Origin of the sequence: Cryobacterium sp. TMT1-66-1, from assembly GCF_004403435.1 — a bacterium.
Classification (GTDB): domain Bacteria; phylum Actinomycetota; class Actinomycetes; order Actinomycetales; family Microbacteriaceae; genus Cryobacterium; species Cryobacterium flavum.
Genome location: NZ_SOGP01000002.1, coordinates 49,073 through 65,049 on the forward strand (window position 1 = coordinate 49,073; position 15,977 = coordinate 65,049).

17 protein-coding genes are annotated in these 15,977 nt (G+C 60.0%); 15 read left to right on the forward strand and 2 right to left on the reverse strand.

Annotated features, from left to right (window positions below; translation table 11 throughout):
- Positions 1-161: 161 nt before the first annotated feature.
- From E3T29_RS01080 to E3T29_RS01110, 7 genes are all read left to right on the forward strand, one after another.
- Entirely contained in the window at positions 162-1,301 is a 1,140-nt protein-coding gene (locus E3T29_RS01080) for a glycosyltransferase family 1 protein (RefSeq protein ID WP_166789978.1), read from the forward strand.
- A complete protein-coding gene (locus E3T29_RS01085; protein ID WP_134343727.1) occupies positions 1,298-2,155 on the forward strand; it encodes a glycosyltransferase family 2 protein in 858 nt (285 codons plus the stop codon). Before E3T29_RS01080 ends, E3T29_RS01085 begins: the two co-directional genes overlap by 4 nt.
- A 57-nt stretch (positions 2,156-2,212) precedes the next feature.
- Positions 2,213-2,713 carry a GtrA family protein gene (locus E3T29_RS01090; protein WP_241987573.1) on the forward strand — a complete coding sequence of 167 codons (501 nt, stop codon included), beginning with the start codon at positions 2,213-2,215 and terminating at the stop codon, positions 2,711-2,713.
- Positions 2,710-3,546, forward strand: a complete 837-nt coding sequence (locus tag E3T29_RS01095) for a glycosyltransferase family A protein (protein WP_134343728.1) — start codon at positions 2,710-2,712, stop codon at positions 3,544-3,546. Before E3T29_RS01090 ends, E3T29_RS01095 begins: the two co-directional genes overlap by 4 nt.
- Entirely contained in the window at positions 3,546-5,837 is a 2,292-nt protein-coding gene (locus E3T29_RS01100; protein WP_134343729.1) for a hypothetical protein, read from the forward strand. The genes E3T29_RS01095 and E3T29_RS01100 overlap by 1 nt, the downstream gene beginning before the upstream one ends.
- A 96-nt stretch (positions 5,838-5,933) precedes the next feature.
- Complete coding sequence (locus E3T29_RS01105; RefSeq protein WP_134343730.1) at positions 5,934-6,929, forward strand: glycosyltransferase; 996 nt, start codon at positions 5,934-5,936, stop codon at positions 6,927-6,929.
- The gene (locus tag E3T29_RS01110; RefSeq protein WP_134343731.1) at positions 6,926-7,894 is read left to right on the forward strand and encodes an NAD-dependent epimerase/dehydratase family protein; all 969 of its coding nucleotides are present in this window, start codon (positions 6,926-6,928) and stop codon (positions 7,892-7,894) included. Before E3T29_RS01105 ends, E3T29_RS01110 begins: the two co-directional genes overlap by 4 nt.
- A gap of 80 nt (positions 7,895-7,974) precedes the next feature.
- On the opposite strand, the gene rfbA is transcribed toward E3T29_RS01110, so the two are convergent.
- Positions 7,975-8,835: a glucose-1-phosphate thymidylyltransferase RfbA gene (rfbA, locus tag E3T29_RS01115; protein ID WP_134343732.1), complete on the reverse strand. Its 861-nt coding sequence runs from the start codon at positions 8,833-8,835 to the stop codon at positions 7,975-7,977.
- Between the two features lie 4 nt (positions 8,836-8,839).
- On the reverse strand, positions 8,840-9,451 hold the full coding sequence (locus E3T29_RS01120; RefSeq protein ID WP_134343733.1) for a dTDP-4-dehydrorhamnose 3,5-epimerase family protein: 612 nt from the start codon (positions 9,449-9,451) through the stop codon (positions 8,840-8,842).
- 71 nt (positions 9,452-9,522) lie between these two features.
- On the opposite strand from E3T29_RS01120, the gene rfbB reads away from it, so the two are divergent.
- From rfbB to E3T29_RS01155, 8 genes are all read left to right on the forward strand, one after another.
- Positions 9,523-10,509 (forward strand): dTDP-glucose 4,6-dehydratase, encoded by a 987-nt coding sequence (gene rfbB, locus E3T29_RS01125; RefSeq protein WP_134343734.1) that lies wholly within the window; start codon positions 9,523-9,525, stop codon positions 10,507-10,509.
- 1 nt (position 10,510) lies between these two features.
- Entirely contained in the window at positions 10,511-11,359 is an 849-nt protein-coding gene (rfbD, locus tag E3T29_RS01130) for a dTDP-4-dehydrorhamnose reductase (protein ID WP_134343735.1), read from the forward strand.
- Between the two features lie 124 nt (positions 11,360-11,483).
- Positions 11,484-12,605: a glycosyltransferase family 4 protein gene (locus E3T29_RS01135; RefSeq protein WP_370449086.1), complete on the forward strand. Its 1,122-nt coding sequence runs from the start codon at positions 11,484-11,486 to the stop codon at positions 12,603-12,605.
- A 119-nt stretch (positions 12,606-12,724) separates the two neighbouring features.
- Positions 12,725-13,867 (forward strand): glycosyltransferase family 1 protein, encoded by a 1,143-nt coding sequence (locus E3T29_RS01140; RefSeq protein ID WP_134343737.1) that lies wholly within the window; start codon positions 12,725-12,727, stop codon positions 13,865-13,867.
- Between the two features lie 3 nt (positions 13,868-13,870).
- Positions 13,871-14,020, forward strand: coding sequence for a hypothetical protein (locus tag E3T29_RS20030; RefSeq protein WP_241987574.1), 150 nt, complete (start codon positions 13,871-13,873; stop codon positions 14,018-14,020).
- Positions 14,021-14,275 (forward strand): GtrA family protein, encoded by a 255-nt coding sequence (locus E3T29_RS20035; protein ID WP_255574769.1) that lies wholly within the window; start codon positions 14,021-14,023, stop codon positions 14,273-14,275.
- A gap of 165 nt (positions 14,276-14,440) precedes the next feature.
- Entirely contained in the window at positions 14,441-14,701 is a 261-nt protein-coding gene (locus E3T29_RS01150; RefSeq protein WP_158252847.1) for a helix-turn-helix domain-containing protein, read from the forward strand.
- A 3-nt stretch (positions 14,702-14,704) separates the two neighbouring features.
- Entirely contained in the window at positions 14,705-15,973 is a 1,269-nt protein-coding gene (locus E3T29_RS01155; RefSeq protein WP_134343739.1) for a type II toxin-antitoxin system HipA family toxin, read from the forward strand.
- Positions 15,974-15,977 lie beyond the last annotated feature (4 nt).

The window sequence follows — 15,977 nt, forward strand, 5'->3', positions numbered from 1 at the left end:
TTTCCGCGTCTACTTCGAAAATCAAAGGTCTGCTAGCTCATTATCACATAGGCAACGGGGCAGGCTGAAGGAATCACAAGTCGTGCGCTTGTTAATCAACTGGCCCGAAGGTACGCAATTAGACTATGACGGTCCCGGCTGTCGTCTAGAGGAAAATACACGTGCCTGAAGAAAGTATTCTGTTCGATGCCACTGCGCTCCCGAAGGCACGAGGCGGAGTGGGACGCTACGTCGAGGGCCTGCTTGGCGGTTTGACCGCAGCGGGTGCGCGCGTGACCATCGTCTGTCAGAGTCGAGATGCTGCGTTCTTCCGGGAATCTTTCCCCGAATTCGCGCTCGTCGAGTTGCCGCGCGCGTGTCAATCCCGTGCGGCGCGGTTCCTCTGGGAGCAGAGTGGCTTGCCGCTCCTTGCACGTCGGATCGGTGCGACTGTCGTGCACTCTCCGCATTACACGATGCCGCTCGTTGGCTCGTTCCGCCGAGTTGTCACGATCCACGACGCCACTTTCTTCAGCGACCCGCAGGTTCATTCCCGGCTGAAGGGTGCTTTCTTTCGGTTCTGGACCAAGCGGGCTGTTAATGGCGCGGACGCCGTCGTCGTGCCCAGCGCGGCTACTGCGCGCGAGCTTTCCAACTACCTACCGGGCTTTCCTGCTCAGGTCTTGGTCGCTCACCACGGCGTGGATACGTCGATTTTTCACACACCCTCCGCGGCCGAGCGTTCCACCGCTCGCGCCAGTATCGGGCTCGGGGAAGAACCGTACATTGCTTTCCTCGGAACCCTGGAACCACGCAAGAACATTCCGGCACTCATCCGGGCGATGGCTTTAGTGGCAACTAGACATCCAGCTCCTGTTTTGGTTCTCGCCGGCGGAGCCGGTTGGGACACAGCGATAGCCGCGGAGGTCACCGCAGCACAAGGCACGGTGCGGATAATCCAGCCCGGTTACCTCCCGATCGACGCGCTCCCGTCCTTTCTCCATGGGGCGCTCGCCGTCGTCTATCCAAGCCTCGGTGAAGGTTTCGGGTTGCCCGTACTCGAAGCAATGGCGAGTGGTGCGTTGGTGATCACCACCCGTCGGCTCGCTCTGCCCGAGGTGGGAGGGGATGCCGTTCTCTATACGGAGATCGACGATGTATCCATAGCGGCCGCTATCGTACGCGTGATTGAACATCCCGAAGACTCAGCATCATTGCGCGACGAGGCGCTGCACCGCTCACTCAGCTTTACTTGGGTTCGCAGCGCCCGGATACACCTCGCAGCATATGTCGGGCATGAATCAACGGTGGTGCAGGGATGATCGCTGTTATCACCGTGACCTTCAGGTCGTCCGGAATCATCTCCAACCTTCTCAACTCCGTTCCGACTGCCGTATCACAGCCCTATGAGATCCACATTGCGGACAACAGCCTCGGTAGTGATGTGAATCTTCAGCCTGTCTTGGTGGGGTATCCCTCCGTGCTCTTGCATGAGATGAGCGAAAACGTCGGCTATGGTGCCGCGATCAATGCGGTGACGAGCACGCTGAACCCCGATATCGAGTGGATTGTCGTGGTCAATCCCGACGTGACTTTTGAGCCAGACAGCATCGATCGACTCCTTGCTTCAGCTCGACTGATCCCGACTGGTGCGGCTTTTGGTCCGCGAATCGTCGGTGCCGACGGCGAGGTTTATCCGTCGGCACGTCGACAACCCTCGCTTCGCACCGGCATTGGCCACGCTCTTCTCCATAAAACCTGGGCCGGAAACCCCTGGTCGCAACGGTATCTCGATGACGCATCCAGCTACCAGCTCGAACGTGCCACCGGTTGGCTATCCGGGGCGTGTTTGCTGCTTTCTCGCGAAGTGTTTGACACTTTGAACGGTTTCGACGAGCGGTTCTTCATGTACTTTGAGGACGTCGACCTGGGCCGGCGCATCGCACTGACCGGGCGTGAGAATATCTTCGTACCGTCCGCGATCGTCGTTCATACCGGGGCTCATTCAACGGAGCAGGCGCGAACACGCATGGTTCGGGCACATCACAACAGTGCGTACCTCTATTTAGAGAACCGCTATTCCGGTTGGTACCTCTGGCCGCTCCGAATGATTCTGAAAGCCGCGCTGTACCTCCGCGCACGCGTCATCGGCGGCAGGCAACGCAATGGAATGTAGACTCCAGAGGACACTGGTCCTCATCGGTGCCCGATCATCCAGGAAACTCTCGAGGATATGAATTCGACACTGCCCGCCGACGAGCTTCCAGAGCCCCCCGCGGGCATGCAGGGTGCACCCGGCCTTTTACTACGAGTCGTTAAGGACTATCGAGTCGCCTTCCTGCTTGTCGGAGCCGTGAACACCATCGTTGGATTTGCCTGGTTTGCGATCTTTCAATTCACGGTGGGAAGCGCCTTCGGCTACATGGCCGCTCTGGGTTGTGCTCACGTCGCGAGCGTGCTCTGCGCATTCGTGCTCTACCGGCGCTTCGTGTTCCGTGTACGAGGGCATGTCTGGCGCGATCTCGCGCGATTCGAGATGGTGTATCTAGTCGCACTCGGCATCAACGCAATACTTCTCCCGATCTTGGTCGAACTGTTCGGACTTGAACCGATTGTCGCTCAAGCTCTGATTGTCTTTGTCACCACAATGGTCAGCTTCGTCGGCCACCGCAATTTTTCCTTTCGGCGCCCCAGAGCGTCGCAGTCAGACGTACCAGAAATGAGCTCAGAGTGACCACGGTTTCCGTCGTTATCCCCGCCTACAACAATGCCGAGTACCTTGAGGAAACCCTCGCTTCGGTTTTTGCGCAGACGTTCGAAGATTTCGAGGTCATCGTTTCTGACCACTCATCCACAGACTCGACAAAAGCCGTCATAGAGAAGTTCCGGCACGAACCGCGCCTGGTGATCCTGGACACGGAAGCCGGTGGAGGGGCACTACGAAATTGGAACCGTGTTAGCCAAGCCGCGACCGGAACCTACCTGAAACTTGTCTGCGGCGACGATCTTATCCACCCCGATATCCTGGCCAAACAGGTTGCAGCGATGAAGTCGGCCTCCAACGTTGTCCTGGTCGCCTCGCCGCGATCAATCGTAGACGCTCGCAACCAGCCCGTAATTGCCCGCCGCGGCCTGGCCGGCCTCCGCGGACAGATGGCCGGTGCACGAGCCGCACGGGCAACAGTTCGATCTGGAACCAATATCTTTGGCGAGCCCGCCTGCGTCCTAATTCGCCGGGACGTACTTGAACGAGTTGGCTGGTGGGATTCGCGCTTTCCGTACCTCATTGACGAGGCGACCTACGTTCGAGTTCTTTTGGAAGGCGACTTCGTCGCCGTGCCAGAGGTACTGGCCGGATTCAGAATAAGCGATTCCCAGTGGAGCGTGCGCCTCGCTGGTCAGCAGGCTCAACAAGCGAGTGATTTTCACCGTTGGTTGAAGCTCGATCATCCCAACGTCGTTAATGGCGGCGATGTCCTCCTCGGTAATGCACGTGCTTATGCCATGTCCTTTGCGAGGCGACTTGCCTACATTCTGTTGCGACGAAGAATGAACCGGGGCAATTAATGGCGAACGAGGTCACTAAACGCACGAGCATTCCGGAACGACTGTGGACACACACAGACGCTCTCCTGTATCTCGTCACCGCGCTTGTTTCATCGATCGTCACTTGGTTTGCCATCGATCTCAAGGGCGCGCGCCTGAATGCGCCGTTTGAATACAACGGCGACGCTCTCGCGACGGGCGCGCATTTCAAAACGGTATTGCAAACCGGCTGGTACGAGTACCAGGGCCTGCTCGGCGCCCCATACGGCCAGACATACAACGATTTCCCCACGGCGGACAACCTCCACCTAGTCGTTGCCAACATCATTGGGCTATTCACCGATCAATGGCCCGTTGCTTTGAACGTCTACTACATAATCGGTTTCCCCTTGGCTGCGCTCGGTGCCGTCTGGTTCTTCCGTACCGTCGGAGTGTCCAGAGCCCTGACCGTAGCCCTCGCCACAGCGTTCGCCGTGGCCCCGTACCACTTCATGCGCGGCGAGGGGCATCTGTGGCTTGCCTCTTACTACGCGGTACCGCTCGGTGCAGGTTTGTTGGTGATTTTGCTGTCAGGCGGGCGTCTATGGGGTCGCGGCCGCTCGCAAAACAAATGGTTGGCCGTGATTTTTAGCCCGACCAGCCGTAGTCTCCTCTTCACCACGCTTCTTGCGTCATCTGGGTCATACTATGGAATCTTCTTTCTGGTCCTCCTCGCCTTCGCCGGTATCGCAGTCCTTATTCGAGACGGTTCCTGGGCACGTTTCTGGGGAGCTGCGGGATTGGGTGCGTTCACGGCTGGCGTTATGTTTCTCAACATGCTGCCGGACATTTTGTACGGCATATTCAACGGTGCGAATGCTGCGGGACTCGCTCGTTCTGCCCCTGAGGCGGAAATCTATGCCCTGAAGCTGACTCAGCTCATCATGCCGTGGCCTGGTCACCGGATTCCCGAACTCAGACATTTTCGGGAACTCTACGACAATTACTACCCGTTGCTGTCCGAGCGACCAGCACTCGGAGCACTCGGCGCGTTGGGCCTCGTGATCGGATTCCTGACGATTGCCTATCTCGCAATCGCCCGGCGGCGAACAGAGCGTGACGCCAGCGCCGGGCGTGGTGAACACCAGCAACTGTTACTCAACCGAGTGGGCGACCTCGGCGGGCTCCTGTTCGTAGCTTTTCTCTTCGCCACGGTCGGTGGCCTCTCCACCGTAATCTCGTTTTTCACCAGCAGCCTTCGCGGCTGGAACCGGATGTCAATAGTCATGCTGATTCTTGCGCTGGGTATTGTCGGTCTTGTGTTGGATCGGTTGATCGCAAATGCCGCCCGCAGGTTCAATTGGCGGCTTTCGGTTCGTGCAGTTGTCGCTGCAGGCATGGCCAGCCTGCTGCTCGTCGTGGCCTTCGTCGATCAAACTCCGAGCGATGTTACGGCCGGTCGAATAGCCGCAGCGAAAGCCTTCGATGCTGACACAGTGTGGATCGACACCGCACTTACGGGTATCCGCTCCGGATCCATGATTCTGCAGTTGCCCTATGTTCCATTCCCCGAAAGTTCTTCCGTCACAGGCGTTCTGGGCTCGGAGGGATTGATCCCCTACCTTCTCTCCGAGAACATCTCCTGGTCTGCTGGCGGAATTAAGGGACGGCCGAGATCTGACTACCCCTTGGCTCTTGAGCAGTACCGTCCCGAGGATGTTGCTAATCTTGCCGCGGCCTCAGGCTTTGCTGGAATAATGGTGGACCGGAATGCGCTGCCAGATCACGCTGCACTCCTCGAGGCAGGATGGACGTCTCTCCTTGGCCACACGCCCCTGGTGAGCGAGTCCGAGCGGTTTACGTTCTTTAATCTGCAGGATCTGGCTAAAACAATCAGCGAAACGATTCCTCCCACCGAGCTTGAATCCATCACTCGCCTCATCACCCAACCTGTTACTGGATACTTCGAACCTGACTTCGAGTCGCTGTCCAGTACCGATGGCCTTCCCGAGTGGGGAACTGCCCTCTCCAATGCGAAAATTCGGCTCACGAATACCACGACTGATTCCGTCTCACTTGAAGCCCAGCTCACTATCACCGCTGACCCCAAAGCGAACCTCAAAGCGTGGGTCGACGGGCAAGGATCGAAGGTACCCGTTACCCTGAAGGACGGCGTGGGTACGGTTCGCCTACCGGTTTCCGCAGCTCCTGGCACGACGAACCTTCATATTTCTGGACTCACCGGACCAATAACGGTGTCGCACCTGCGTCTCGTTCCGGATGAGGTAGTCCAGTTTCTGGGCGCGCTCCGCAGTTCGGGGGCCGGACAATGATCTGGCCGCTGAGAGCAATCCCCTTACCCAAGACGCCGGACCTTCAAACGGATGCTGCGACGAGATCAGTCGTAATAGCGGATAGGAAAACCAAGCGTGGACACTAAACCGCACACAGTCTCAATCGTTGTACCGGTCTATCAAGGCGAGAAGACCCTCGCGGAAATCGTCGCGGAAATCACGCCGCTGACGGTCGAAACTGCCTCCGCTGAGGGACATCATTTCGTAGTCAGCGAGGTGATCCTCGTACACGATCACGGACCAGACCAGTCTGACCGTGTCATGCGCGAGTTGGCTACGAAGTACGATTTCGTTCGCGCAATCTGGTTGAGTAAGAATTACGGCCAGCACGCAGCGACGCTCGCCGGCATGGCATCGAGTGGGAGCGAATGGATCGTTACGCTTGACGAGGATGGCCAGCACAATCCCCTGGAGATTGGCGGGCTCCTGGATACCGCCCTGCGTGAGCAAGCCGATGTCGTTTACGCCAAGCCACTCAATCCAGCGCCACACGGGGTTGTGCGAAATGCTGCTTCCAAGGGAGCCAAGTGGATCTTGACGCGATTCTTCGGGAGTGCCAATGCTGCCGACTACCAAAGTTACCGTCTCATGCTTGGGACCATCGGCCGCAGCATTGCCGCCTACTCAGGGTCTGGTGTGTACCTGGACGTCGCAATGAGCTGGGTTGCGACGAAGGTCGTGACCTCGCCCGTAACCCTGCGTGATGAAGGTGAACGTCGGTCCGGGTACTCCGCACGTCGTTTGTTCTCGCATTTCTTGCGAATGATCATATCCAGTGGCACGCGCGGCCTCAGGCTGGTCAGCGTGCTTGGCGTCCTGTTTGCCGCGATAGGCATCGTCGTTGCAATCGTTATCCTCATTGCGCGCATCACGGGCGGCGTTGACACCCAGGGTTGGGCATCGATGATTGTTGTTCAACTGCTCACGTCGGGGGCGGTCCTATTCTCGCTGGGCATCATCGCCGAGTACATCGGCGTCAATGTCAATATGGCGATGGGCAAGCCGCCCTACCTTATTACGTCTGACCCGCAAAACGGTCCGATGGGCCGCGCGGCTCAAGGTCGCCAATGACCTCTCTGGTCTGGGTTATTGGTTCACGGGGTCTACTGGGCAGCGCAATTGTCTCGGCCGTCGAGGACCGACCGGGGTGGGCAGTTCTCGACGTGCCATCACTTCCGTGGACGGACGACGCACGCATGGTTGCCGCTGTGAATCGAGCAACGAACCTACTTCTTGACCAGTCCCGTATCTCCCAATCCCGATGGGCGATCGTGTGGGCTGCAGGTGCCGTCGTGACCTCTAGCAGTGCGGAACAGATAGAACGCGAACTGGAACAATTCCGCCTCATCGTGAGCTCCATCGCTTCGACCGTTGCGGCAACTGGAGGCCAGCAATCGGGAGCTTTCTTCTATGCTTCCTCTGCCGGAGGTATCTATGCCGGCTCGCCCGAGCCGCCCTTCTCCGAGTTGACCGAGCCACATCCGCTCTCCGGCTACGGCCAGTTCAAACTCGACGCAGAGCAGGTCATGACGAGGGTGCTCGCTCCCGCGCGCATTTCGACGTTAGCGGGAAGGATCTCGAACATCTACGGTCCGGGCCAACGTCTCACAAAGATGCAAGGGCTCATCTCGCACATCGCCAAAGCACAATTTGGCACCCAACCAGCGTCGATCTTTGTACCTCTGGAAACATCGCGCGATTATATTTATGTTCGCGACTGCGCTGAGTTAATTCTGGATGGTCTCGACCGCACCCTCATTCTGAGCGATGCCGGAACGACTGTGCACACAATGAAAAATCTGGTTTCGGGACAATCCGTGACAATCAGCACCCTGCTGGGATTGTTTCGTTCGATCTCAAAAAATCACCCGCATGTCATGCTGGGATACTCGGCAGCTGGAGCACTCCAAGCGGTCGACCTGAGGCTGAAGTCGGTAGTCTGGACCGATCTCGATGAGCGAAATCTAACGCCACTGCCTGTCGGTATCCGCAACACCATGCAGGATATTCTTTTCCGACTACAAGCGGCAAATTGACTTCTACGAGCGGCCTCAGGTCGTCCAAGAACTAACCAGCGCACAAGCGAGGGGAATCAACCAGTTTCTGGGCACGTGAGCTAAGAGAGCAGCTTGGCCAAATATCGCCCATAACCGCTCTTGTTCAAGGGCGCCGCAAGTGCTGCGAGTTGGTCGTCATTAATCCATCCGGCTCGCCACGCGATTTCCTCTATGCAACCGATTTTGAAACCCTGACGGTCTTCGATGACCTTCACATATTCACTTGCCTGCATCATCGACTCAAACGTCCCGGTATCCAGCCACGCGGTTCCCCGATCGAGAACCTGCACGGTCAGAGTTCCCCGATTCAGATACACCTCATTGATCGTCGAGATTTCAAGCTCACCGCGTGCGCTCGGCTTGATCGCTTTGGCGATCTGAATGACGTCATTGTCGTAGAAGTAGAGACCAGGCACTGCGTAATTGCTACGCGGGATCTCCGGCTTTTCTTCGATGGACACTGCCCGAAAGTCGTCGTCGAATTCGACGACTCCATAGGAAGTCGGATTTGACACGTGATACGCGAAAATCGTGGCCCCGACAGTGGCCTCATTTTGACGCAGCGCAGTGCCGAGTTTGGATCCATGAAAAATATTGTCGCCGAGTACCAGGGCGACGCTGTCGTCGCCGATGAATTCTTCACCGATGATGAACGCCTGAGCCAGACCATCCGGCGAGTCCTGCACAGCGTAGCTGATGCTAACGCCAAGCTGTGATCCGTCGCCCAGCAGGGCACGAAACTGACTGTTATATTCCGGTGTTGTAATGATCAGAATCTCGTTGATACCCGCCATCATCAGCGTTGATAGCGGATAGTAAATCATCGGCTTGTCATAAATGGGCATGAGCTGCTTGGAGATCCCCTTGGTGATGGGCCACAAACGAGTGCCCGACCCCCCTGCCAAAATAATGCCGCGCATGTGTTTAGTTTCTTTCCGTGTTGAGAGAGGCGTAGAAGGCCTGTGAAGCCTCCCACGTTGGAAGAAGTCCCGATTCCAGGGCCTCCCCGAGGCTGGGCGCCAGCTCGTCCTTTTCCGACACGAGTGGATTTCCCAATTCGGCCGGAAAAACAAGTCCAATTTCAGGATCGAGCGGGTTGATCCCATGCTCGCGGCCGGCATCAAACACGCTGGTCACCAGATAACTGACCGTGGCGTCGTCGGTAAGCGCTACAAAAGCGTGGCCAACACCCTCAGGGATGTAGACAGCACGACGATCCTGCTCATCAAGGCGAACCGAATCCCAGGTGCCGAAGGCCGGCGAGCCCACGCGCAGGTCTACGATGAAATCCAGCACCGCGCCGCGGGTCACAGTGACATGCTTGGCTTGTCCCGGCGGTATGTCGGCAAAGTGGATACCTCGTACCACCCCTCGCTTCGACACTGAAGTATTGGCCTGGGCGAGTTTGAGCGGGTGCCCAATCGCCTCGCCTAAATGATCGAATCGGTACCATTCGAGGAACACACCCCGATCATCACCAAACTGCCTTGGGGTGACTTCGTAGGAACCGGGGATCGAGAGCTCGCGAATTTGCACGTTTGGAGTCTACCAATCGCTGTCCGATACAATCACAAGGCCATGTCTACGAACGGAACGGTTACTCCTATATGAAGATCCTCGTCACCGGCGGCGCCGGTTTTATCGGCTCCAACTTTGTGCGACGCACGATTGAAGACAAGTACCCGGGCCTTGAGGGCGCCGAGGTTGTCGTGCTCGACGCATTGACTTACTCGGGCAACCTCGAAAACCTCGCCCCCATCGCCGATTCACCGCGATACAGCTTTGTGCACGGAGACATCCGCGATGGCAAACTGCTCGACACCCTGTTTCCCGGGCTCGACGCGGTGGTGCACTTCGCCGCTGAGTCGCACGTTGACCGTTCGGTGATGGACTCGACCATCTTTGTCGAGACCAACGTGCTCGGCACCCAGCAGCTGCTCGACGCAGCGCTGCGCCACAAGCTGGCCCGGTTCGTGCACGTTTCCACCGACGAGGTCTACGGCTCGATCGCCGAAGGCTCCTGGAACGAGGAGCGGGCGCTCGAGCCCAACTCCCCCTATTCAGCGTCGAAGGCCGGCAGCGACCTGCTCGCCCGCAGCTATCACCGCACGCACGGCCTCAACGTGTCGATCACGCGCTGCTCGAACAACTACGGCCCGTACCACTTTCCCGAGAAGGTCATTCCGCTCTTCGTCAGCAACCTGATCGACGACCTGCACGTTCCCCTCTACGGCGAGGGCAACAACATTCGCGACTGGCTGCACGTAGACGACCACACCCGCGCCATCGCGATGGTGCTCGTCGGCGGCCGCGCCGGCGAGATCTACAACATCGGCGGCGGCACCGAGCTGACCAACAAGGAGCTCACCCAGCTGCTTCTCGACTCGACCGGCAAGGACTGGTCCTATGTGGACCGCGTCGCCGACCGTCTCGGGCACGACCTGCGCTACTCGGTGGACATCTCCAAGATTCAAGCCGAACTGGGCTATGCCCCGCAGGTTCCGTTCGAACAGGGCCTCGCCGACGTGGTGCAGTGGTACCGCGACAATCGCCAGTGGTGGGAACCGCTCAAGGCCCGGGCGGCGCTGAACTGACATGACCCGTTACCTCATCACCGGGGCGACCGGCATGCTGGGCCGTGACCTGCAGACTGCTCTAGCCGGACGTGAAGTGACGGCTCTCGGCCGCAGCGACCTCGACGTAACGAACCTCGACGCGGTGAAGGCCGCCGTTGCCGGGCACGACGTCATCATCAACTGTGCTGCGTATACCAAGGTCGACGACGCCGAAACACACGAGGACGAGGCCTACGCCGTGAACGCGGTGGGACCTTACAATCTGGCCGTCGCGGCATCCGCTCGGCACGCGAAGCTCGTGCAGATTTCAACGGACTATGTTTTCGACGGCAGCGCCACCACGCCCTACGCAGAGAACACGCCGCACAGCCCCATCTCGGCGTATGGCCGCACCAAGGCCGCCGGCGAGGATTTCGTGCAGGTGGAGAACGGCTCGCGCAGCTACATCGTGCGCACCGCGTGGTTGTACGGCGAGAACGGACCGAACTTCGCCAAGACCATGCTCAAGGCTGCTGGCACGCGCGACACCTTAAACGTCGTTACCGACCAGATCGGCCAGCCCACCTGGACGATGGACCTCGCCTCGCAGATCGTGCTGCTGCTCGACTCGGCCGCGCCCGCCGGCATCTACCACGGTACGAACTCCGGTGTCGCCTCGAAGTTCGACCAAGCCCGCGACGTGTTCGCCCTCGCCGGACTCGACCCTGAACGCGTGCTGCCGACCGACAGCTCGGCCTTTGTGCTGCCAGCACCCCGACCGGCCTATTCGGTGCTCGGCCACGACGCCTGGACGAAAGCAGGTATCGAACCGATGCGCGATTGGCGACAGGCGCTCGAAGCCGCCGTGGCTGCCGGAGCGCTGCGATAGTGGAAGCCCACGAGACGTTCAGTACGACGGCGCTTGGAACGATGTCGTGGCGACTGACGCGACCCTTGCGTTTCGTACGCTCGAAATTCCACGCGAGAGTTAAGTAACGATGACAACCCTTCGAGTGATTGTGGACCAGATGATTTCGCCAGTTCCGGGCGGAATCGGCCGATACACCGAGGACCTCACTCGTCAGCTGATACTCACATCACCCGTCGGCTGCGACGTGGAAGGTGTGGTGTGTGCGTCAACCCCCGCGAAATACGCATCGGTTATGGAGCGGCTGCCTGGCCTGGCCACCCTCTACACGACGACTCTCCCCCGACGCGAGCTCGCTGCGGCTTGGCAATTAGGGTTGACCTCACTGCCCGGCGGGGGCATGGTGCATGCAACGAGTTTGTTGGCGCCATTGAAGCGGCACGATCGCTCCACGAATCAAAATCAGGTCGCCGTGACCATTCACGACGTCGTGCCGTGGACGCACCCCGAGACTTTGACGCCCCACGGTGTGACCTGGCATAAAGCGATGGCCAAACGGGCCCGAAAGCATGCCGACGCGATCATCGTGCCCACACACGCTGTGGCGGGTGCCCTTTCAGAGATCATGGACTTCGGCGACCGCGTTCGTGTGATCGGCGGGGCAGTCAGCAGCGAACTGCGTTTGCCTACGAACGCGGATGCACGCGTTGCCGAGCTAGAACTGCCGAAAGAGTTCATTCTGACCGTCGGCACACTTGAACCGCGCAAAGGGTTAACTCCTCTCATTAGCGGGCTGGGCCTGCCCGGCGCGCCAGACCTGCCTTTGCTGATCGTCGGGCCACAAGGCTGGGGCGAATTGGACGTCGCCGCAGTTGCCGACGAGGCCGGGCTTGCGGAGGGTCGCGTTCGTGCGCTGGGCTTCGTCAGCGACAGCGACCTTGCGCTCATTTTGTCGCGAGCAACGGTGTTCGTGTACCCGAGCCAAGCCGAGGGATTCGGACTCCCACTGCTGGAGGCCATGAGTTTCGGCACCCCTGTGGTGCACAGCGATGCTCCCGCCCTCGTCGAGGTTGCTGGGGATGCAGGGCACGTTGTGGCGCTGAACGACGCTGCTGGGTATCCGGAACGACTGGCTGCGGCCATCACGCGAGTATTAGGCGACGCGTCCCTGAATGCCACTCTTCGGCTGCGCGGCCTGGACCGGGCCCGAGCGTTTAGCTGGCGGGACTCCGCCGAGCGGGTCTGGCAATTGCATGCGGACCTGTAGCCCATGCGCATATTCGTTGAATACTTGAGAGTTTCAGTCCAGCCCCACCTCACCCCACGATTTTCCGTTCAAACATTGCCTCGCGACGCCGCCGTCGGCGCAGGGGTCTTGGAGGCAGCATGATCACTCTGCGGGTAGTCGTCGACCAGATGGTCGCCCCGGTTCCGGGCGGCGTCGGGCTTTACACCGAGGAACTCACGCGCGCGCTGATTGCCACCGCGCCGGCCGAGTGCGACGTAGAGGGCATCGTCTCGTCGTCACCACCCGCACAGTATGAACTCATTGAGGCTGCCCTGCCGGGCCTGGCTAATCTGCACAAGACCACGCTGGCCCGCCGCGAGCTGGCCACGGCGTGGGCGCTCGGCGTGACCGCGGCATCGGGCACCGGCCTGATTCACGCGCCGGGCCTGCTCGCGCCGCTGCGCCACCACAACCGTGCCGACGACGGCACTCAGATTGCGGTGACCCTGCACGACGTGCTGGCGTGGACGCATCCGTCGTCTCTGACGCCGACGACCGTGGCCTGGACCAAGGGCATGCTCAAGCGTGCCCGCAAGCACGCCGACGCGATCGTGGTGCCGAGCCACGCCGTGGCCCGACAGCTGACCGAGATCATGGACCTCGGCGACCGGGTGCGCGTGATCGGCGGCGCCGTCGGACGTGGGCTCGTACTCCCCGCTATTCCGCTCGTGGAGGAGCGGCTGCAAGGCCTGGGGCTCCCGTCGCAATACATTCTGACCTCCGGGTCACTCGATCCGCGCAAGGCGGTCACTGCGCTGATCACAGCGATGGGTCTGCCGGGCGCGCCGGACCTGCCGTTGATCGTGCTCGGCCCGGACACCTGGGGCGAGCTCGACCTGGCCTCGGTCGCCGATGAAGCCGGGCTGGAGCCGGGTCGCGTGCGCGCTCTGTCGGGTTTGAGCGACTCCGACCTGGCCATTGTTATTGCCCGGGCCAGCGTCTTCGTGTATCCGAGCCTGGAAGAAGGCTTCGCCCTACCGATCATTGAGGCGTTCCACCTCGGTACACCGGTCGTGCACTCCGACGCCCCCGCGCTGCTGGAAGCGGCCGGCGACGCCGGTGTAGCGGTCGAGCGTTCCAATTCCAAGGACTATCCCGCACGTCTCGTCGACGCGGTGAACCGGGTGCTCGGCGACAGCGTGCTGCGGGGCCGCATGAGCATCTTCGGTCAGGACCGCTCGCGGGCGTTCAGCTGGCGGGACTCGGCCGAGCGCGTGTGGCAGCTGCACGCGGATCTGTAGGCCATGGGGAGTTTTCTACAGGACCAGCGTGTGCGGTTTCTCGCGGTCGGCGCGACAAACACGCTCGTCGGGTACTTGGTCTTCTCGGCATTCACCGTCTGGGTCTTCACGGATGTCTACCTCGGCTATCTGCTGAGCCTCGCTCTCTCGTAAGTGGTTGGCATTTCCCTGGCCTTCGTGCTGTACCGACGATTCGTGTTTGTGGTGCGTGGCCACGTGCTGCGGGACTTTGTTCGCTTCGTGAGCGTGTATCTGGTGGCGATCGGCATCCATGCGGTGGCGTTGCCGCTGCTGGTTGAGGTCGCCGGGGTGCCGCCGCTGCTCGCCCAACTGGTGATTCTCGTGGTCACCACGTTGTTGAGCTTCTTCAGGCACAAGAAGTTCTCGTTTCGCCGCAGTGGTGAGTGAACAAAGGGGCCGCCGCCGCTCGCCGGCGGGTAACCCACTCGTATGTGGCCGCTTCGCGATGTGGGTTGCTGTTCTGGGGAGCATGTGCACGATCATGCACTTGCCGGATTGTGGATGATCATCCATAATGGGAGCTGTGGACGATCCACCACCGTGGAGGCTGAAATGTATACACGTTCCGCACAGGATCTTGGTGCGCTGGCGCGCGCGAAACGCGAGGCCTTGGGACTTACCCAACAGCAAGTAGCCGACCGCGCAAAAGTCTCTCGTGAATGGCTCGTCAACTTCGAATCCGCGAAGGTGGGCGTGTCGCTCTTTCGTGTTTTCGACGTGCTTCAGGTGCTGCAGCTCGCCCTGGATGTCAGCGATCGAGCCCCGGACCCGCACAATGTGCTTGACGATGTCTTTGCCGATCTGGGGCGATGACCGGTGAACTCCGAACTCTACGTCTACCTCGACGGCGAGCGCGTCGGCACGCTCGCCCAAACCAAACAGGGCAAAACCACCTTTGCCTACGACGAACGATACCGGTTGGATAGTCGGTCGACGCCCCTATCGCTTTCCATGCCGCTGGCAAGGCGCGAGCACCCATCGCAGGTCGTCACGGCCTTCCTGCAGGGCCTTTTGACCGACAGCCCGACCAAGCTTGCTGAACTAGCTGCAACGTATCAAACATCCGCTCGAAACGCTTTCGGGCTGCTGGCCCACGTCGGCCGGGATGCCGCGGGAGCCGTACAGATCCTGCCGCCCGATGAGACCTCGACCGATGCCGCCACTCGACAGGGAGATGTCGAACGACTTTCCGATGATGAATTCAGTAGCCTCATCAAAGACATCGTTCAGCACTCCGATACCTGGGGACAGCGCGGCGACGACGCGCGGTGGAGTTTGCCTGGCGCGCAGCCCAAGGTTGCCCTATTCCGATTCGATGATGGAGGGTGGGGCGTGCCCAACGATTCCACGCCGACCACGCACATTCTGAAACCGGCCATCGCGCCGTACTCCAATCATGACGTGAACGAGTATGTGACGATGCGCGCGGCCCGCCTTCTGGGGCTCAACGTCTCCGACCACGAGCTCACGACGACGGAGCAGGACGATCGCGTCTTTGTCTCCCGCCGATACGACCGACGACAATTCGACGGACGATGGGCACGGCTACATCAGGAAGACCTCTGCCAGGCTCTGAGCGTTCCACCAGACCTCAAGTATCAGCAGGACGGCGGCCCGGGCGTTGGCACCATCGCTCAATTGCTCGGCCGATTGCCCTTAAACGATCGGGAGGCAAGCCAGAAGCGGTTCTTTGATTCCCTCGTGTTCAACGTATCGGCCGCTTGCACCGACGCGCATGCAAAGAACATCTCGATTCTCTTGCGTGGCGACCGCGCTGTGCTCGCCCCGCTTTATGACCTCGGGACGCACGCGCCGTATCCGGCGACTGGTGCGCTTCGCTCGGCGATGAAGGTCGGCGACGAGTATCGCATGGACGCCATCGGGCTCCAGGACTTTCTCGCGGTGGCCGCGAAACTGCAGATCCCTGCAGATTACGCTGAAGAGCGTGTTCGCTACATACGCGGCAATGTTGCCGGCGCATTCGCGGATGCCGCCGGGAGCGTCAGTGGTGGCTCGGAGGAACAGGGATTCGCGACGACGGTGTCAAAATCGATCTTCACACTTGCGCGCGAACGCGGTTGGTAACGAA